We start from the raw sequence: 17,054 nt of genomic DNA on the forward strand, positions 1-17,054 counted from the left end.
GCCGCGGTGGCGCAGATCGTCAAGGACTGGGTCCCGCTCGCCTACGGCGCGTTCGAGGACTACCGCCTTGGCGGCGCCACGCTCAGCGGCAAGGCCATCGAAGTGCTGAAACGCCGCCTGAAGGGCGAGGTGGTCACGCAGGAAACGAGCGGGATGAGCAAGGGCGAGTGGCGGGAGTTTGAGGGGGCCTTAGGCGCATCGCATTCTATTCTCAAAGCTAAACGGAAACTAGGGCAACCATTGATAGATCACGGGAAGGGCGAAGTGTGGAAGGAAGTTTGAGCAGTCAGATCCAGAATGCGGGCGTAAGAAAAGAGTATCAGCGCTGGGTTGATACTATTGGTCCCGCCGACGCGTATGCCGGGAAGTTCACGATTGGCATACATGAGGCTTTGCAGGCACACTTCCTATTGGCGGACTATTTCTCCAAGGTTGGCGAAGGCATTGGCGGTATTGGGCCTAAGGATACCAATATGCTCCATTCCGCTCTGGCAAGGCAGTTTGTGGAGTTTGGAGGAAAGCCAAAGTACTCTGACAGAATTGATGTTTGTGCGACGCTTATGTTCGGCTTGATTAAAAATCACCCGTTCTACGACGCAAATAAAAGAACCGCATTCCTAATATCTGTCTTGCATCTACAGAAAATTGGGAGAACTCCGACAGTTAGTCATCAAGAATACGAGGATTTTACGGTAAATATTTCTGACGACAATCTTGAAAGTTATTCCTACTGGAGTGAAGACAATGCGCCCGCGCATGACAGGGAAATCTATGTAATTTCAAGATTTATGAAGAGAAACACTCGCAACATAGATCTTAAGAGTAGAACAATAACCTATAATGAACTTGCCACAATTCTTAGTCAGAGGGGGTTAGGGCTAGAAAATCCTAAAGGAAACAGGATCGATCTCGTTAGGTATCTCGATTCAGATGGAGATACGCGAACTCAAAAGGCGAAGAGAATTGCTCACATCGGATTCCACGGCTGGTCAAAGCAGGTAAGCAGCAAGGATATATCGATTGTTCGTGACGCAACGCGGCTGGATGCAAGGCATGGGTACGACTCGCAATCATTCTATAGTGGTCTCGATGGGCCGTTAACTCTAATCAAAAAATACAAGGAGCCACTCGAGCGCCTTGCTTTTAGATAGCAAGCGCAGCAAGCGTAGGGCGGACCTCGGTCCGCCTCTTCGCCGCGCCCACACCCCGCGCACCCCTCCCAACCTCGCGCTCCGCCGATGGCAACCGTCGGATGGCGGACCGAGGTCCGCCCTACGTTTACCGGATCGCAAGGGCGCCGCGCGACTTTCGTGCCATGCCGAACTATCGCCGCCTGCGCGTTCCCGGCGGGACGTATTTCTTCACCGTCACGCTGATCGACCGCCACGCGGATACGCTGGTCGCGCATGTCGAAACGCTGCGCGCCGCCTATGCCGCGACCCGGGCCCGGCATCCGTTTCACACCGACGCGATCGTCGTGTTGCCCGATCATCTGCACGCCGTCTGGACCTTGCCGGAGGGCGATTCCGATTTCCCCGCGCGGTGGAAGATGCTGCGCGCCGCCTTCGCCCGCGCGCTCGATGCGCCGGCGCGCGGGCCCGCGCAAATTCGCCGCCGCGAAAAGGGCGTCTGGCAGCGACGCTACTGGGAGCATCTGATCCGCGACGCCGACGATTATCGGGCGCATGTGGAATATTGCTGGTGGAATCCGGTGAAGCACGGCCTCGCCGCGCATCCCGCCGATTGGCCCCATTCGAGCTTTCGTAGGACGGACCTCGGTCCGCCGAGTTAATCCCGGCGCGTGGAAGGGATGGGCGGGGGAAGGCGGACCGAGGTCCGCCCTACGCCGGGCGCGGGCACCATCTTGCACCGGTCCTTGCGCGCCACTACCGTCGGGGGATGGCCGTGACCGTCGCCCTCAACGACTCGCTCAGCGACTATGTCGACGATCAGGTGGTGATCGGCGGCTATGCCTCGCCCGAGGAATATATCCGTGACCTGATCCGCCGGGACCGCGAGCGGCAGGCGCTGCGGCGGCTGGTGCTCGAGGGGCTCGCCTCCGGTTCGGGCGAGGTGGTGGACGACGCCTGGTTCGACGGGCTGCGCGCCGGCGTGCGCGGCCAGCGGTGAGGCGGGGGTGAGCAAGGGCCTGCGTGTCCGCCCCGCCGCCCGGGACGATATTCAGGCCGTGGCGGCGCATTACCTCGCCGATTCCGGCCCCGGCATCGCGCTCGCCTTCACCGACCAGTTGCAGCGGGCCCTGGTGCGGATCGCGGTGGGGGCGGAGCCGGGATCGGCCTGGCTCGCCCAGGCGCTGGACCTGCCGGGTCTTCGCGCCTGGCGGGTGGCGCGGTTCCCGCATCTGGTGCTCGCCATCGAGCGGCCGGATCATTTCGACCTCTTGCGCGTGCTGCACGCCAAGCGCGACCTGCCCAACGCCTTCGACGGGAGCCAATGAGCGCCCCGGCGGCGATCCTCGAAACCGCGCTCTACGCCGCCGATCTCGACGCGGCGGAGGGGTTCTACGGCGGCCTGCTCGGGCTCGAACGGGTGACGCGGGCCGGGGAACGCCATGTGTTCTTCCGCTGCGGCGCGGGCATGCTGCTCATCTTCAATCCGGCCGAGACCCGGCGGCCACCCGGCGGCGGGCCGCCGGTGCCGCCGCATGGCGCCGAGGGGCCGGGGCATGTCTGTTTCGCCGCGACGCCGGCGGAGCTCGATGCCTGGCGCCGGCGGATCGAGGCGGCGGGGCTGGCGGTGGAGGCCGATTTCCGCTGGCCGAACGGCGCGCGCTCGCTCTATCTGCGCGACCCGGCCGGCAATTCCGTGGAGTTCGCCGAGCCGCGTCTGTGGGCCGAGAAGCAGGGAACGAAAACGGTTGCTTAGCGCCTCGGCGCTAGCATCTTGATTTGACGCAATATCTTGACCACCAGACGATTCCGCCTGGTTGGATATCGCTCCAGCCTGCCCGCCGGCGTTCAGGAGGAAGAGGTGACCGAACAGCGTGACACGGCGATGGACCGGCTCGGCCGCTATCTCGCGGCGCGGCTGCAGGATCCGGTTCCCGGCGCCGAGCCCTATACCCATGCCAATGTCGCCGCGCTGCGCGAGGCGCTGCGGCCGGGCGACGTGCTGCTGGTCGAGGGGGTCAACCGGCTGTCGGGCGCGATCAAGTACCTGACGCAATCGACCTGGTCGCACGCCGCGCTCTATGTCGGGGACGCGCTCGGCCCCGGAGCCTGGCTGATCGAGGCCAATCTCGGCGAGGGCTGCGTCGCGGTGCCGCTGGCCAAGTACGAACTCTACAACACGCGGATCTGCCGGCCGCGGCACCTGACGCAGCGCGACCGGGCGGCATTGGTCGATTTCATGATGGAGAGCCTCGGCAAGCGCTACGACATGAAGAACATCTTCGACATGCTCCGCTATTTCCTGCCGCGACCGCCGGTGCCGGCGCGCTGGCGGCGGCAGATGATCGCCTTCGGCTCGGGCGATCCGACCCGCGCCATCTGCTCGTCGCTGATCGCCGACGCGTTCCAGCGCATCCGCTATCCGATCCTGCCGCTGATCACGCGGGAGTTCCGCGCCGATCCGATGGCGCGGGCCCAGCGCCGGGAGATCCTGCATATCCGCCACCATTCGCTGTTCGCGCCGCGCGACTTCGACCTCTCGCCGTATTTCGAGATCGTGAAGCCGACGCTGGAGGCGGGATTCGACTATCGCCGCCTGACCTGGTCGGACGCGTCGCCGCCGGAGCAGCCCGAAACGGGGGGGTGACACGAGACTGGCGGCGGCCGGGGTGCTTGATCCCGGCGACCGACCGCCTACATCCCTGCTATCGGGTGGCTATCCGATTGACGCATGCCTGCCATGTGTTATTGGCAGTCCCCAAGCGTCTCAGAATCGTCATAGTGCGCCAAAATTAGACGGACTGGAAGGAAGGAAAGAAGCGTAATGTTCGATTACGTGGATCGGGTCGCATTGACCAATGACCAGGGTGCCCGGGCGCAGAAGCTGTTCGCCGCGGTGGTTCTGGCTGCTTTGGACGATGCGATCGCCGACGACAAGAAATATGGTAACGGCGCCGACATGATCGCCCGCTGGGCGCGCTCACGCGACGGCCGGGAAGTCCTGATGTGCGCCGGAATCGACCCCAACGAGCGCTGCGTCAAGGGCATGATGGAATTCGTGCGCCGCGGTGTGCGTACCTCCGTGGCCCTCAGCCGCGAGGAAAGCGAGCGTCAGGCGCATCGCTCCGAGGCCGAGGCGGCCTGATCAAAGGATCCGCCAGCCCCGACCAGGCTTCGACGATGCCCGGCGGACCTTGGTCGCCGGGCATTTTCCTTTCCGCCGCTATCCGGACAGCGACGCCAGCCCCTCGCCGATCAGCTTCGCGCCGATCAGCAGGAAGACGGTGATCATGATGACGTTGTTGTTGGCCAGCATGAACTGCTTCACCGCCTCGAGCGGCGCCGCGGCGCGCTGACCGCCGAGCGCCCGCGCGACCAGCGCGCCGAGCACCGTGACCGAACCGAGCAGGATGAAGACCGCGAGGCACGCGATCGCCTCGTGCCGGCTCAGGCCGTTGCCCGCCATCGAGGTCGTGGCGGCGAACACCAGCCCGATGTTCTTCGGATTGAGCCCGCCCAGCCCGGCGCCGATCAGCGCCGCCCGGCCGGCGGATATATCGTTCAGCGATGCCATCCAGCCCGGAACCCGCGGCGGCTCAGCCGCCCTTGGCCGCGTGCGCCACTTGCGCCGGGCGCCGGCGAACAGCGCGAGGCCGATGCCGATCGGCACAAAGCCCCCGATCGGGTCATCGGACCCCGGGCCCCGCGCCGCGGCGATCAGCAGCAACGCGCCAAGACTCCCCAGTCCCAGAAGCCAGCCCGCCGAAAAGGCGACCCCGGCGCGCAATCCCGCGCGCGCGCCCAGCACCAGCACGATGGCGACGATGGGAAACGGGCTCAGCGCCACCGCCATCGCCAGCGGCAGCATGTCGTTGACCGCGGCGACCACCCCGCCGCCTGTCGACCCGCCGTCCACCGGTCAGAATTCCTCGACATGGACCACGCCGCGCACGGTCTTCAGCGCGCCGAACACCTGGGGCGACAGCGGATATTCCGTCGGCAGCCGGATGATCGTGTCCGGCAGGTCGGCGGCCATCGCCACGATCTCGATCGGCCCCGGCCGCGCCCGGCCGTCACGGGCGATGGTGGTCAGTCGGGCCGCCAGCGACGGCGCGGCGGCGAGGTCGTTCACGAAGACGCGCAGGCCGGCGCCGGCCGCGCTCGCCACGACGAGGTCGATCGGCTGCGCCGCCCGGGCGAGCAGCTTGACCTCGTCGCCTTCAAGCGTGGCCTCGACGGTCAGCACCACGTTGCGACCCGGCTCCAGATGCTCGCGCGCCACATCGAGCACGTCAGAGAAGACCCGCGCCTCGAAAAGGCCGGTCGGGTCCGACAGTCGCACGAAGGCGAAGCGGTTGCCGCGCGCCGACTTCCTCTCGTCGCGCGCGGTGACCGAACCGGCGATCCGGGCGCTGAGCGCGGTGGCCGCCGCCGTCTTGCGCGCCAGATCGGCGTAGGTCAGCACCCCCAGCCGCCGCAGCGCGCCTTGATAGTCGTCGAGCGGGTGCCCCGACAGATAGAAGCCGATCGCCTGATGCTCCTGGCCCAGCCGCTCGACCGGTGACCAATCCTCGGGACTTGGCAGCCGCGGCGCCGGCAGCGCCTCGGTCGCCTCGCCGAACAGGCTGACCTGCGCCGAGGCGCGGTCCTCGTGCGCCGCCGCCGAATAGGCGATCAGCGCCTCGAGGCTTTCGAACACCTTGCGCCGGTTGGAATCGAGCGCGTCGAGCGCGCCGGAACGCGCCAGCATCTCCATCGCCCGCTTGCCGACCCGCTTCAGCTCGACGCGGGCGGCGAAGTCGAAGAGGCCGGTGAATGCGCCGCCGCCGGCCCGCGCCGCCGTGATCATCCGCATCGCCTCGACGCCGACGTTCTTCAGCGCACCCAGGGCATAAACGATCCGTCCGTCGCGCACCGCGAAGGTGGCTTCCGAGCGGTTGACGCAAGGCGGCACCATCTCGATGCCCAGCCGGTCGACCTCCTGCTTGTAGGGGCCGAGCTTGTCGGTCAGGTGGATGTCGCAGTTCATCACCGCGGCCATGAACTCGACCGGGTGGTTCGCCTTCAGCCACGCCGTCTGATAGCTGACGACGGCGTAGGCGGCGGCGTGGGACTTGTTGAAGCCGTAGTTGGCGAACTTGTCGAGCAGGTTCCACACCTCCTCGGCCTTGCCCTTCGGCACCCCGTTCTTCGCCGCGCCGTCGAGGAACAGCGGCTTCTGCGCGTCCATCTCCGCCTGGATCTTCTTGCCCATCGCGCGGCGCAGCAGGTCGGCGCCGCCGAGGGAATAGCCCGCCATCTTGCGGGCGATCTCCATCACCTGCTCCTGATAGACGATGATGCCTTGCGTCTCGTCGAGGATCGGGTCGATCGTCTCGTGCAGGCCCTCGCGCGTCTCGCGGCCGTTCTTGACGTTGCAGAACTTCGGGATGTTCTCCATCGGACCGGGCCGGTAGAGGGCGACGAGCGCGATGATGTCCTCGACGCAGGTCGGCTTCAGCTGGCGCAGCGCGTCGCGCATGCCGGAGCTTTCCACCTGGAAGATCGCCACCGACTGCGCCGAGGCATAGAGCTCGTAGGTCTTCGCATCATCCATCGGAATCGCGGCGATATCGACCTCGACGCCGCGCGCCCGGAGCAGGTCAAGCGCGTTCTGGATCACGGTCAGTGTCTTCAGGCCGAGGAAGTCGAACTTCACCAGGCCCGCTTCCTCGACCCATTTCATGTTGTATTGCGTCGCCGGCATGTCCGAGCGCGGGTCTCGGTAGAGCGGCACGAGTTCGACCAGCGGACGGTCGCCGATCACCACGCCGGCCGCGTGGGTCGAGGCGTTGCGGAGCAGACCCTCGACCTGCTGGGCGATATCGAGCAGGCGCTTCACCCGCGGATCGGTCCGCGCCTCCTCGCGCAGCCGAGGTTCGTCGGCCAGCGCCTTGTCGATCGAGACCGGCTTCACGCCTTCGACCGGGATCAGCTTCGACAGCCGGTCGACCTGACCGTAGGGCATCTGCAGTACCCGGCCGACGTCGCGCACCGCCGCCTTGGAGAGCAGCGCGCCGAAGGTGATGATCTGTGCGACGCGGTCGCGGCCGTAGCGGCCCTGCACATAGGCGATGACCTCCTCGCGCCGGTCCATGCAGAAGTCGATGTCGAAGTCCGGCATCGAGATGCGTTCGGGGTTGAGGAACCGCTCGAACAGCAGCCCGTACCGCAGGGGGTCGAGGTCGGTGATGGTCAGCGCATAGGCGACGAGGCTGCCGGCGCCGGAACCGCGGCCGGGGCCGACGGGGATCGAGTGTTCCTTCGCCCATTTGATGAAGTCGGCGACGATCAGGAAATAGCCGGGAAAGCCCATGCCTTCGATCACGCCGAGCTCGAATTCCAGGCGCTCGCGGTAGGTTTGGACCGGAGCCGAGTGCGGGATGACTGCGAGCCGGGCGTCGAGGCCCTCGCGCGCCTGGCGGCGCAGCTCCTCGACCTCGTCCTCGGCGAAGCGCGGCAGGATCGGCTTGCGCTTCTTGGGGCGGTAGGCGCAGCGGCGGGCGATTTCGACGGTGTTCTCGACCGCCTCGGGCAGGTCGGCGAAGAGCGCGACCATCTCGTCCTGGGACTTGAAATAATGCTCCGGCGTCAGCCGCCGCCGTGGTTCCTGCTGGTCGACATAGGCGCCATCGGCGATGCAGATCAGCGCGTCGTGCGCCTCGTGCATCGCGGCGACCGGGAAATGCACGTCGTTGGTCGCGACGAGCGGCAGGTCGAGGTCATGGGCGATCCCGACCAGCCCTGGCTCGGTCGCCGCCTCCGCGGGGGTGCGCCTCGCACCGTTCTCCGGATGCCGGCCGAGTTCGACATAGAGCCGGTCGGGGAACAGCGCGGCGAGCCGGCGGGCGAGATCGCGCGCGCGGTCGGGGTGGCCGTCGCGGACCAGTTGCCCGAGGACGCCCTCCGCTCCGCCGGTCAGGCAGATGAGCCCGTCGGCATGCCGTTCCAGCGCCGCGATCGGCAGATGCGGATCGGCCTGATCCGCGTCGAGATAGCTGATCGAGCTCAGCCGCAGCAGATTGCCGAATCCTGTTTCCGACTGCGCGAGCAGCACGATCGGGCGGGGGCTTGGCGGCCGGTCGCCCGGATGGGCGGGCGCGGCGTGGGCGAGGTCGAGCTGGCAGCCGAGGATCGGTTGCATCGGCACGGAAATCTGATCCTGGGACCTTGGATTTGGCCTGATTTTCCCCTTGGCCATCTTGTCCGAGAATTCCATCGCGCCGAACAGGTTGCCATGGTCGGTCAGGGCCACCGCCGGCATTCCGGCGTCGAAGCACATCTGCGGCAGATCGGCGATCTGGATCGCGCCTTCCAGCAGCGAACAGGCGGAATGGAGGCGGAGGTGGATGAATCGGGGCTGGGTCATGGCGGCACCGTAAGCGGCGCGCGCGCGGCTGTGAATCGCTTTTCGATGGATGTGGCGGGGCCACCGCGCTCATCTGCCCACGGGTTGGGCAGCGGATTATCAAGAAATAGGCGAAGGTCCTAAAGTCATGACGGCCTTGCGGAAACCGCACGCCTCGCTTGCAATGGCGTTTCGTTCCGTGCCTCATAATGTGACCAATCTTCCCTCGGAGCCATCGGATGCGCGACAGCGCCGTAGCGTCTCAATTTGCCAAGGATCGCGTCTGATGGGCGGGGTCCGGTTTCTGCTCAACGGCACGGAGGTGTCGGCCGATGGCTGCGCCACCACCACCTTGCTCGACTGGCTGCGCGAGGAGCGCCGGCTGACCGGCACCAAGGAGGGCTGCAACGAGGGAGATTGCGGCGCCTGCACCGTCACGGTTTCGCACATCGAGGACGGCAAGCTCGTCCATCGCGCGCAGAATGCCTGCATCCTGTTCCTGCCGCAGCTGCACGGCAAGGCCGTCCGTACCGTCGAGGGATTGGCGGGTCCGCATGGGGCGCCGCACCCGGTGCAGCGCGCGATGATCGACGAGCACGGCAGCCAGTGCGGTTTCTGCACTCCCGGCATCGTCATGTCGCTCTATGCCGCGCATCGCGACGGGCGGCGCGATTGGAACGACGTTCTCGCCGGCAATCTTTGCCGCTGTACCGGCTACGCGCCGATCCTGCGCGCCGCCGAGGTCGCCGGCGCCGCGCCCGCGCCGGATTGGGAAATCGACGAGCAGGCGGCGCTCGCGGGCCTTGCCTCGGGCGAGGATCTCGAGATTCCGGGCGCCTACCTGCCCGCCGATCTCGACCGGTTCGCCGACTGGTACGCCGCCAACCCGGACGCGGCGCTGGTCGGCGGTGCGACGGATGTCGGGCTCTGGGTGACCAAGATGCTGCGCGACCTGCCGAAGGTCGCCTTCCTGCATCGGCTCGCCGGCCTGCGGCGGATCGAGATCCTGCCGCGGGGCCTGCGCGTCGGCGCCGGCGTCACGCTGTCACGCCTGCGCGACGCGGTCGAGGGGCGGCATCCCGATTTCGCCGAGCTGATCCGGCGCTACGGCTCGACGCAGGTGCGCAACGCCGCGACCATCGGCGGCAATATCGCCAACGGCTCGCCGATCGGCGACGGTCCGCCCGCGCTGATCGCGCTCGGCGCGCGGCTGACCTTGCGCAAGGGCGCCGAGCGGCGCGAGATCCCGCTCGAGGACTTCTTCATCGCCTATGGCAAGCAGGACCGGGCGCCCGGTGAGTTCGTCGAGAGCGTGCTGATCCCGGCCCAGCGCGACACGCTGCGCTGCTACAAGATCTCCAAGCGGTTCGATCAGGACATCTCGGCGATCTGCGGCTGTTTCAATGTCGCGATCACCGACAATATCGTCACCGCCGCCCGGATCGCGTTCGGCGGCATGGCCGCGACGCCGAAGCGCGCCCGCGCGGTCGAGGCGGCGCTGATCGGCAAGCCCTGGACCGAGGCGACGGTCGCCGCGGCGGCGCCCGCCTTCGCCGAGGACTACCAGCCCATCACCGACATGCGCGCCAGCGCCGCCTATCGTCAGCGCGTCGCGGCGAACCTGCTCTCGCGGCTTCTGGTCGAGACCTGCGACCAGGGACCGGCGCGCCTTGCCAAGCAGGTGGCCTCGTGACCGTTCACAGCCCCTATCCGCACGATAGCGGCCCGCTGCATGTTTCGGGCCTCGCCCGCTATACCGACGACGTGCCGCTGCCGCCCGGTACGCTGCATCTCGCCTTCGGTACCTCGGCCCGGGCGCATGCGCGCCTTGTCTCGGTCGATCTTTCGGCGGTGCGCGCGGCGCCGGGCGTGATCGCGGTGCTGGCGCATGCCGACCTGCCACGCCCGATCGACGTTTCGCCCTCGGCCCATGACGAGCCGCTGCTCGCCATCGACGAGGTGCTGTTCCACGGCCATCCGATCTTTCTCGTCATCGCCGACAGCCATCTCGCGGCCCGCCGCGCCGCCCGGCTCGGCAAGATCGAATACGAGGACTTGCCGGCGATCCTGACCCTCGACCAGGCGCTGGCCGCCGACAGCCGGATCGAGCCGACGGTCGAGTATCTGCGCGGCGATCCCGACGCGGCGATCGCGGCCGCGCCGCATCGGGTCGAAGGCACGTTCGAGATCGGCGGGCAGGAGCATTTCTATCTCGAAGGTCAGGCCGCCTGGGTGGTCCCGGGCGAGGCCGGCGAGATGACCGTCCATTCCTCGACCCAGCATCCAAGCGAGATCCAGCACAAGGTCGCCGACGCGCTCGGACTGCCGATGAGCGCGGTCAGGGTCGAGATCCGGCGCATGGGCGGCGGCTTCGGCGGCAAGGAAAGCCAGGGCAACGCGCTCGCGGTCTCCTGTGCGCTGGCCGCCCAGATGACCGGCCGCCCGGCCAAGATGCGCTACGACCGCGACGACGACATGGCGATCACCGGAAAGCGCCATCCGTTCCGCGTGAAATACCGTGCCGGCTTCGACGACGACGGCCACCTGACCGGCGTGCATTTCGAGCAGTTCGCCAATTGCGGCTGGAGCCAGGATCTGTCGATCCCGGTCGCCGACCGCGCCATGCTGCATGCCGACAACGCCTATTTCCTGCCGCTCGTCCGCATCGTCAGCCACCGGTTGCGAACCAATCTCTGCTCCTTCACCGCCTTTCGCGGCTTCGGCGGGCCGCAGGGCCTGATCGGGATCGAGCGGGTGATGGACCATGTCGCCGCCCATCTCGACCGCGATCCCCTGGCGGTGCGGCGGGCGAATTTCTATGACAAGACCGGCCCGCGCACCGTCACGCCCTACCATATGGTGGTCGAGGACAATATCATGCCGGAGCTGGCGGAGGAGCTCGCCCGGCGTTCGGACTATGTGGCGCGGCGGGCCGAGATCGCCGCCTACAACGCCGGGTCGCGCGTCCTGAAACGCGGTATCGCGCTGACGCCGGTGAAATTCGGCATCTCCTTCACCCTCACCCATCTGAACCAGGCCGGCGCCCTGGTGCATGTCTATACCGACGGCTCGATCAAGCTGAACCATGGCGGGACCGAGATGGGGCAGGGGCTGAATACCAAGGTCGCCCAGGTCGCGGCCCAGGTCTTCGGCCAGCCGCTCTCCGCCGTGAAGATCACCGCGACCGATACCGGCAAGGTGCCGAACACCTCGGCCACCGCCGCCTCCTCCGGCACCGACCTCAATGGCATGGCGGTCAAGGCCGCCTGCGAGACCATCGCCACGCGCCTTCGCGACTTCGCGGCCGAGCGCTGGCAGGTCCGGCCGGAGGCGGTGCGGTTCGAGGGTGGCGAGGTGTTGATCGGCGAGACCCGCGTCGGCTTTCGCGAACTGGTCTGGGCCGCCTACCAGGCGCGGATCCAGCTCTCGGCCACCGGCTTTTACGCGACGCCGCGCATCCAGTGGGACCGCCGCGCCGGTCGGGGCCGCCCGTTCCTCTATTTCGCCTATGGCGCCGCCGTGACCGAGGTGGCGATCGACACCCTGACCGGCGAGAACCGGATCCTGCGCACCGACATCCTGCACGACGCCGGCGCGAGCCTCAATCCGGCGCTCGATATCGGTCAGGTCGAGGGCGGCTATGTCCAGGGCGCCGGCTGGCTGACCATGGAGGAGCTGGTCTGGGATCCGAAAGGCCGGCTCGCCACCCACGCGCCTTCGACCTACAAGATCCCCTGCGCCTCCGACCGTCCCGCGGTGTTCAACGTGGCGCTCTGGGACGGACGCAACGCCGAGGATACCATCCATCGCTCAAAGGCGGTGGGCGAGCCGCCGCTGATGCTCGGCGTCTCCGCCTTCTACGCCATTTCCGACGCCATCGCCGCCTGCGGTGGAACCGGCTATGTCGCGCTCGACGCGCCGGCCACGCCGGAGCGCATCCTGCGGGCGGTCGACGCGCGACGGGGCATCGCATGGTAGGCGGCGCCGGCTTCGATCTCGCGGCGCTGGCCGAGGCGGTGGCGCGCGAGGGCGTGGTGGCGCGGGTGGTCATCGCCCGCTTCCGCGGCTCGACCCCGCGCGAGACCGGCGCCTCGATGCTGGTCTGGGCCAGCGGCCAGTCCGGGACCATCGGCGGCGGCGCTCTGGAGTTCCAAGCGGCGGAGGCGGCGCGCCGGCTCGCCGCCGACCCGCGACCCTGGGCGCGCCAGATGCTGAAGCTGCCGCTCGGCCCGGCGCTCGGCCAATGCTGCGGCGGCCATGTCACGCTGCTGATCGAGCGGTTCACCGCGCGCGAGGTTGCCTCGCTCGACGCGCTCGACGGCGCGGATTTCACCCGGCCCATAGCCTCGGACGTGCCGCCCTCCGCGACCGTTCCGCTGGTCGCCGCTCCCCTTAGCGCCGCGCGCCTGCGCCGCGCCGCCCGCTCGGGCGAACCGGAGACCGGGCTTGTCGGCGATCTGATGACCGAGCCGCTGGCCATGCCCGCGACGCCGCTCTGGCTCTATGGCGCCGGTCATGTCGGCCGGGCCATCGTCCGCGTGGCCGAGGGGCTGCCCTTCGTCATCACCTGGATCGACACCACGCGGGCACGTTTCCCGGAAACGATCCCGACGCACGCCGCCCCGCTGATCGCCGAGAGTCCGGCCCGCGTCGTGCCCCGCGCGCCCGACGATGCGATGCATCTGGTGCTCACCTATTCCCACGCGCTCGATCTCGAGATCTGCCATGCCGTGCTCGGCCGCCCGTTCCGCCATCTCGGGCTGATCGGCTCGGATTCCAAGCGCGCGCGGTTCCTCACGCGATTGCGCGACCTCGGCCATTCCGAGGCCGCGCTCGCCCGGCTCCGCTGTCCGATCGGCGACCGGTCGCTCGGCAAGCTGCCCGCCGCGATCGCGCTCGGCGTCGTGGCCGAGGCGCTGCGCCTCTCCGAAACCGCCTCTCACGCAAGGGTCTCGCACGCATGACGGCATTGCTACGGGTCGATGGCCTTTCGAAATCCTATCCCGGGGTGAAGGCGAACGAGGACATCAGCTTCTCGGTCGAGCCCGGCGAGGTGCACGCGCTCCTCGGCGAGAACGGCGCCGGCAAGTCCACGCTGGTCAAGATGATCTACGGCCTCGTGCGACCGGACAGCGGGACCATGCTGCTGCGCGGCCAGCCCTATGCCCCGCCGAAGCCCGGCGTCGCCCGCGCCCTCGGCGTTGCCATGGTGTTCCAGCATTTTTCGCTGTTCGAGGCGCTGAACGTCGCCGAGAACGTGACGCTTGGCATGGAAAACCCGCCGCGGATGGGCGAACTCGCGGCGCGCATCCGCTCGGTCTCGGAGGAATACGGCCTGCCGCTCGATCCCGACCGGCTGGTCGGCGACCTCTCCGCCGGCGAACGGCAAAGGGTCGAGATCATCCGCTGCCTGCTGCAGGATCCGAAGCTCCTGATCATGGACGAGCCGACCAGCGTGCTGACGCCGCAGGAGGTGGATATCCTGTTCCAGACCCTGCGCCAGCTCAGCGCCGAGGGCACGGCGATCCTCTATATCAGCCACAAGCTCGAGGAGATCCGGGCGATCTGCGACGGCGCCACCATCCTGCGCCGGGGCAAGGTCGTCGGCACCTGCGTCCCGCGCGAGAAGACCGCGCGCGAACTGGCCGAGATGATGGTCGGCCAGACCCTGACCCCGCCCGAGCGCAGCGCCAAGCCGAAGGGTCCGGTCGCGCTCGAAGTGACGGGCCTCAGCGTCGCCTCGCCGAACCCGTTCGGCATGGGGCTGAAGGACATCGCTTTCGCCGTGCGCAAGGGCGAGATCCTCGGCATCGCCGGGGTCGCCGGCAACGGCCAGGACGAGCTTCTGCTCGCGCTCTCGGGCGAGCTGCGCACACCGAAGGACATGGTGAAGATCGACGGGACGCCTTCGGGCGACCTCGGCCCGAACGAGCGGCGCCGCGCCGGCCTCGTCGCCGCCCCCGAGGAGCGGCTGGGCCACGCCGCGGCGCCCGACATGAGCCTGACCGAGAACGCGCTCCTCTCCGGCGCGCTCCGCCGCGGGCTGGTCAACCGCGGGTTCATCGACTGGCCGGCGACCCGCGAGTTCGCCAGCGAGGTCGTCAAGGACTACGACGTGCGTACCCCGGGGATCGGCGTCGCCGCGCGGGCGCTGTCCGGCGGCAACCTGCAGAAATTCGTCATCGGCCGTGAGCTCTTGCAGGAGCCCGGCGTCGTCGTGGTGAACCAGCCGACCTGGGGCGTCGACGCGGCCGCCGCGGCTTCGATCCGCCAGGCGCTGATCGACCGCGCGACCGCCGGCGCCGCCGTGGTCGTCATCAGCCAGGATCTCGACGAACTCCTGGAGATCGCCGACGATTTCGCCGCCCTGAACGGCGGCCGGATGACCAGGCCGCGGCCGACCCAGGGCCTGACCGTGGACGAGATCGGCCTGATGATGGGCGGAGCCCACGGAATGGAGGTTGCCCACCATGTTCACGCTTGAGAAGCGCCCGTCGCCGTCGAAATTCTGGACGGCGGCGACGCCGGTGCTGGCGGTACTGCTGACCATGGTCGCGGGCGGAATCATGTTCGCCCTCCTCGGCAAGAATCCGTTCGAGGCGATCCGCACCATCTTCTGGGATCCGCTGTTCAACCCCGATCTCGCGGCCTATTCCCGGCCGCAGCTCCTGGTGAAGGCGGCGCCGCTGATCCTGATCGCCGTCGGCCTGTCGCTCGGCTTTCGCGCCGGCATCTGGAACATCGGCGCCGAGGGCCAGTACATCATGGGGGCGATCTTCGGCGCCGCCGTCGGCCTCGCCTTCTATCCGATGGAGACGCGGATCCTCGTCCTGCCGCTGATGGTGATCGCCGGCGCCTTCGGCGGCTGGGTCTGGGCGATGATCCCGGCGATCCTGCGCACCCGCTTCCGAACCAACGAGATCCTCGTCTCGCTGCTCCTCGTCTATGTCGCCCAGGCGATCCTGTCCTCGATGGCGCTCGGCGCGCTGCGCAACCCGCAGGGCGGCGGCTTTCCCGGTTCGCGCAACCTCAGCCAGTATCCGGCGGCCGCCAATCTCGAACTCATCCCCGGCACCGGCATGCATTGGGGCGTGGTCGCCGCCTTCATCGCGGTGATCGCGGCCTATATCCTGTTGCAGCGGCACATGCTCGGCTTCCAGATCCGGGTCACCGGCGAGGCGCCGCGCGCCGCGCGCTTCGCGGGGGTGAAGCCGGACAGGCTCGTCGTGCTCTGCATGGGCATCTCGGGCGCGCTCGCCGGCATGGCCGGCCTCTTCGAGGTGGCGGGGCCAGCCGGCCAGATCAGCATCGACTTCGCCTCCGGCTACGGCTTCACGGCGATCATCGTCGCCTTCCTCGGGCGGCTGAACCCGATCGGCATCCTGCTCGCCGGCCTGCTCATGGCGCTCACCTATATCGGCGGCGAGCTGGCGCAGTTCATGCTCGGCCTGCCGTCGGCGGCGATCCAGGCCTTCCAGGGGATGCTGCTGTTCTTCCTGCTCGCCGTCGATGTGCTGTCGAACTACCGCATACGCCTCGCCGTGAAGGGAGCCGCCTGATGGATCTCGGAGGGATCAATCTCGCCGTCCTCGTCGCCTCGCTGATGGTGGCGGCGGTGCCGATCATGCTGGCCGCGATTGGCGAACTCGTGGTCGAGAAGGCCGGGGTGCTCAATCTCGGGGTCGAGGGCATGATGATCATCGGCGCCGTCTGCGGCCTCGCCACGGCGGCGACCAGCGGCAGCCCGTTCCTCGGCTTCCTGGCGGCGGCGCTGGGTGGCGCGGCGCTGTCGCTCGTCTTCGCAATCCTGACCCAGGTCTTTCTCGCCAATCAGGTGGCGACCGGCCTCGCCCTCACCCTGTTCGGCCTCGGCCTCTCGTCGCTGATCGGCCAGGGCTACGTGGGCGTGAAGCCGCCACCGACGCCGCGGCTCGAATTCGGACCGCTGACCGACATCCCGGCGGTGGGCACCATCCTCTTCCATCACGATCCGATGGTCTATTTCTCGATTCTGATGGTCGCCGTGGTCTGGGCGGTGCTGCGCTATACGCGAACCGGCCTCATCCTGCGCGCGGTTGGCGAGAACCACGACGCCGCCCACGCGCTCGGCTACAAGGTCCAGCGCATCCGCCTGCTCGCCATCCTGTTCGGCGGGGCGATGGCGGGCCTCGGCGGCGCCTATGTCAGCCTCGTGCGCGTGCCGCAATGGACCGACGGCATCACCGCCGGCGCCGGCTGGATCGCGCTGGCCCTCGTCGTCTTCGCCAGCTGGAAACCCTGGCGCGTCCTGATCGGGGCGTATCTGTTCGGCGGCATCTCGGTGTTGCAGCTTAACCTTCAGGCAGCGGGATCCACCATTCCTGTCGAATATCTGGCAATGTCGCCATATCTCATCACCATCCTGGTGCTGGTCATCATCTCGGCGGATCGCGGCCGCGCGGCGCTCAACGCCCCGGCCGCGCTCGGCAAGAACTTCCACGCCTCGCGCTGAGGCGACGGATCATGCCGGATCATCACCGGCACAACAGGGAGCATGG

Annotated in this window: 15 protein-coding genes and 1 pseudogene; 14 read left to right on the top strand and 2 right to left on the bottom strand. The window is 67.9% G+C overall.

Going from position 1 to position 17,054, the window contains the following annotated elements; translation table 11 throughout:
- The 8 genes and pseudogenes from Q0480_RS17685 to Q0480_RS17720 form a co-directional block, all read left to right on the top strand.
- A pseudogene (locus Q0480_RS17685) lies at positions 1–282 on the top strand (hypothetical protein); the annotation flags it as partial.
- Positions 279–1,151 (top strand): type II toxin-antitoxin system death-on-curing family toxin, encoded by an 873-nt coding sequence (locus Q0480_RS17690; protein WP_299134985.1) that lies wholly within the window; start codon positions 279–281, stop codon positions 1,149–1,151. The pseudogene Q0480_RS17685 and the gene Q0480_RS17690, both read left to right, overlap by 4 nt.
- A gap of 101 nt (positions 1,152–1,252) precedes the next feature.
- A complete protein-coding gene (locus Q0480_RS17695) occupies positions 1,253–1,792 on the top strand; it encodes a transposase (RefSeq protein WP_299134986.1) in 540 nt (179 codons plus the stop codon).
- Between the two features lie 107 nt (positions 1,793–1,899).
- Complete coding sequence (locus tag Q0480_RS17700; protein ID WP_299134987.1) at positions 1,900–2,130, top strand: type II toxin-antitoxin system ParD family antitoxin; 231 nt, start codon at positions 1,900–1,902, stop codon at positions 2,128–2,130.
- A gap of 7 nt (positions 2,131–2,137) precedes the next feature.
- Positions 2,138–2,458 carry a type II toxin-antitoxin system RelE/ParE family toxin gene (locus tag Q0480_RS17705; protein ID WP_299134988.1) on the top strand — a complete coding sequence of 107 codons (321 nt, stop codon included), beginning with the start codon at positions 2,138–2,140 and terminating at the stop codon, positions 2,456–2,458.
- A complete protein-coding gene (locus tag Q0480_RS17710) occupies positions 2,455–2,886 on the top strand; it encodes a VOC family protein (protein WP_299134989.1) in 432 nt (143 codons plus the stop codon). Before Q0480_RS17705 ends, Q0480_RS17710 begins: the two co-directional genes overlap by 4 nt.
- Before the next feature lie 105 nt (positions 2,887–2,991).
- Positions 2,992–3,777 (top strand): YiiX/YebB-like N1pC/P60 family cysteine hydrolase, encoded by a 786-nt coding sequence (locus tag Q0480_RS17715; RefSeq protein WP_299134991.1) that lies wholly within the window; start codon positions 2,992–2,994, stop codon positions 3,775–3,777.
- Between the two features lie 177 nt (positions 3,778–3,954).
- Positions 3,955–4,275 (top strand): DUF6280 family protein, encoded by a 321-nt coding sequence (locus Q0480_RS17720; protein WP_299134993.1) that lies wholly within the window; start codon positions 3,955–3,957, stop codon positions 4,273–4,275.
- A gap of 78 nt (positions 4,276–4,353) precedes the next feature.
- Here Q0480_RS17720 and Q0480_RS17725 read toward each other — a convergent pair whose 3' ends face one another.
- Complete coding sequence (locus tag Q0480_RS17725) at positions 4,354–5,046, bottom strand: GAP family protein (RefSeq protein WP_299134995.1); 693 nt, start codon at positions 5,044–5,046, stop codon at positions 4,354–4,356.
- Between the two features lie 3 nt (positions 5,047–5,049).
- Positions 5,050–8,538 (bottom strand): DNA polymerase III subunit alpha, encoded by a 3,489-nt coding sequence (dnaE, locus tag Q0480_RS17730; protein ID WP_299134996.1) that lies wholly within the window; start codon positions 8,536–8,538, stop codon positions 5,050–5,052.
- A 265-nt stretch (positions 8,539–8,803) separates the two neighbouring features.
- Here dnaE and xdhA point away from each other — a divergent pair, with 265 nt between their 5' ends.
- From xdhA to Q0480_RS17760, 6 genes are read left to right on the top strand one after another with little or no spacing between them, the layout of a single operon-like run.
- Positions 8,804–10,210, top strand: a complete 1,407-nt coding sequence (xdhA, locus tag Q0480_RS17735) for a xanthine dehydrogenase small subunit (protein ID WP_299134997.1) — start codon at positions 8,804–8,806, stop codon at positions 10,208–10,210.
- Complete coding sequence (gene xdhB, locus Q0480_RS17740; RefSeq protein WP_299134999.1) at positions 10,207–12,495, top strand: xanthine dehydrogenase molybdopterin binding subunit; 2,289 nt, start codon at positions 10,207–10,209, stop codon at positions 12,493–12,495. The genes xdhA and xdhB overlap by 4 nt, the downstream gene beginning before the upstream one ends.
- Positions 12,489–13,481: a xanthine dehydrogenase accessory protein XdhC gene (xdhC, locus tag Q0480_RS17745; RefSeq protein WP_299135001.1), complete on the top strand. Its 993-nt coding sequence runs from the start codon at positions 12,489–12,491 to the stop codon at positions 13,479–13,481. Before xdhB ends, xdhC begins: the two co-directional genes overlap by 7 nt.
- Positions 13,478–15,001: an ABC transporter ATP-binding protein gene (locus Q0480_RS17750; protein ID WP_299135003.1), complete on the top strand. Its 1,524-nt coding sequence runs from the start codon at positions 13,478–13,480 to the stop codon at positions 14,999–15,001. Before xdhC ends, Q0480_RS17750 begins: the two co-directional genes overlap by 4 nt.
- Entirely contained in the window at positions 14,988–16,076 is a 1,089-nt protein-coding gene (locus Q0480_RS17755; protein ID WP_299135005.1) for an ABC transporter permease, read from the top strand. Before Q0480_RS17750 ends, Q0480_RS17755 begins: the two co-directional genes overlap by 14 nt.
- Positions 16,076–17,008 (top strand): ABC transporter permease, encoded by a 933-nt coding sequence (locus Q0480_RS17760; protein ID WP_299135006.1) that lies wholly within the window; start codon positions 16,076–16,078, stop codon positions 17,006–17,008. Before Q0480_RS17755 ends, Q0480_RS17760 begins: the two co-directional genes overlap by 1 nt.
- Positions 17,009–17,054: the final 46 nt, after the last annotated feature.

Origin of the sequence: uncultured Amaricoccus sp., from assembly GCF_937891315.1 — a bacterium.
Taxonomy (GTDB): domain Bacteria; phylum Pseudomonadota; class Alphaproteobacteria; order Rhodobacterales; family Rhodobacteraceae; genus Amaricoccus.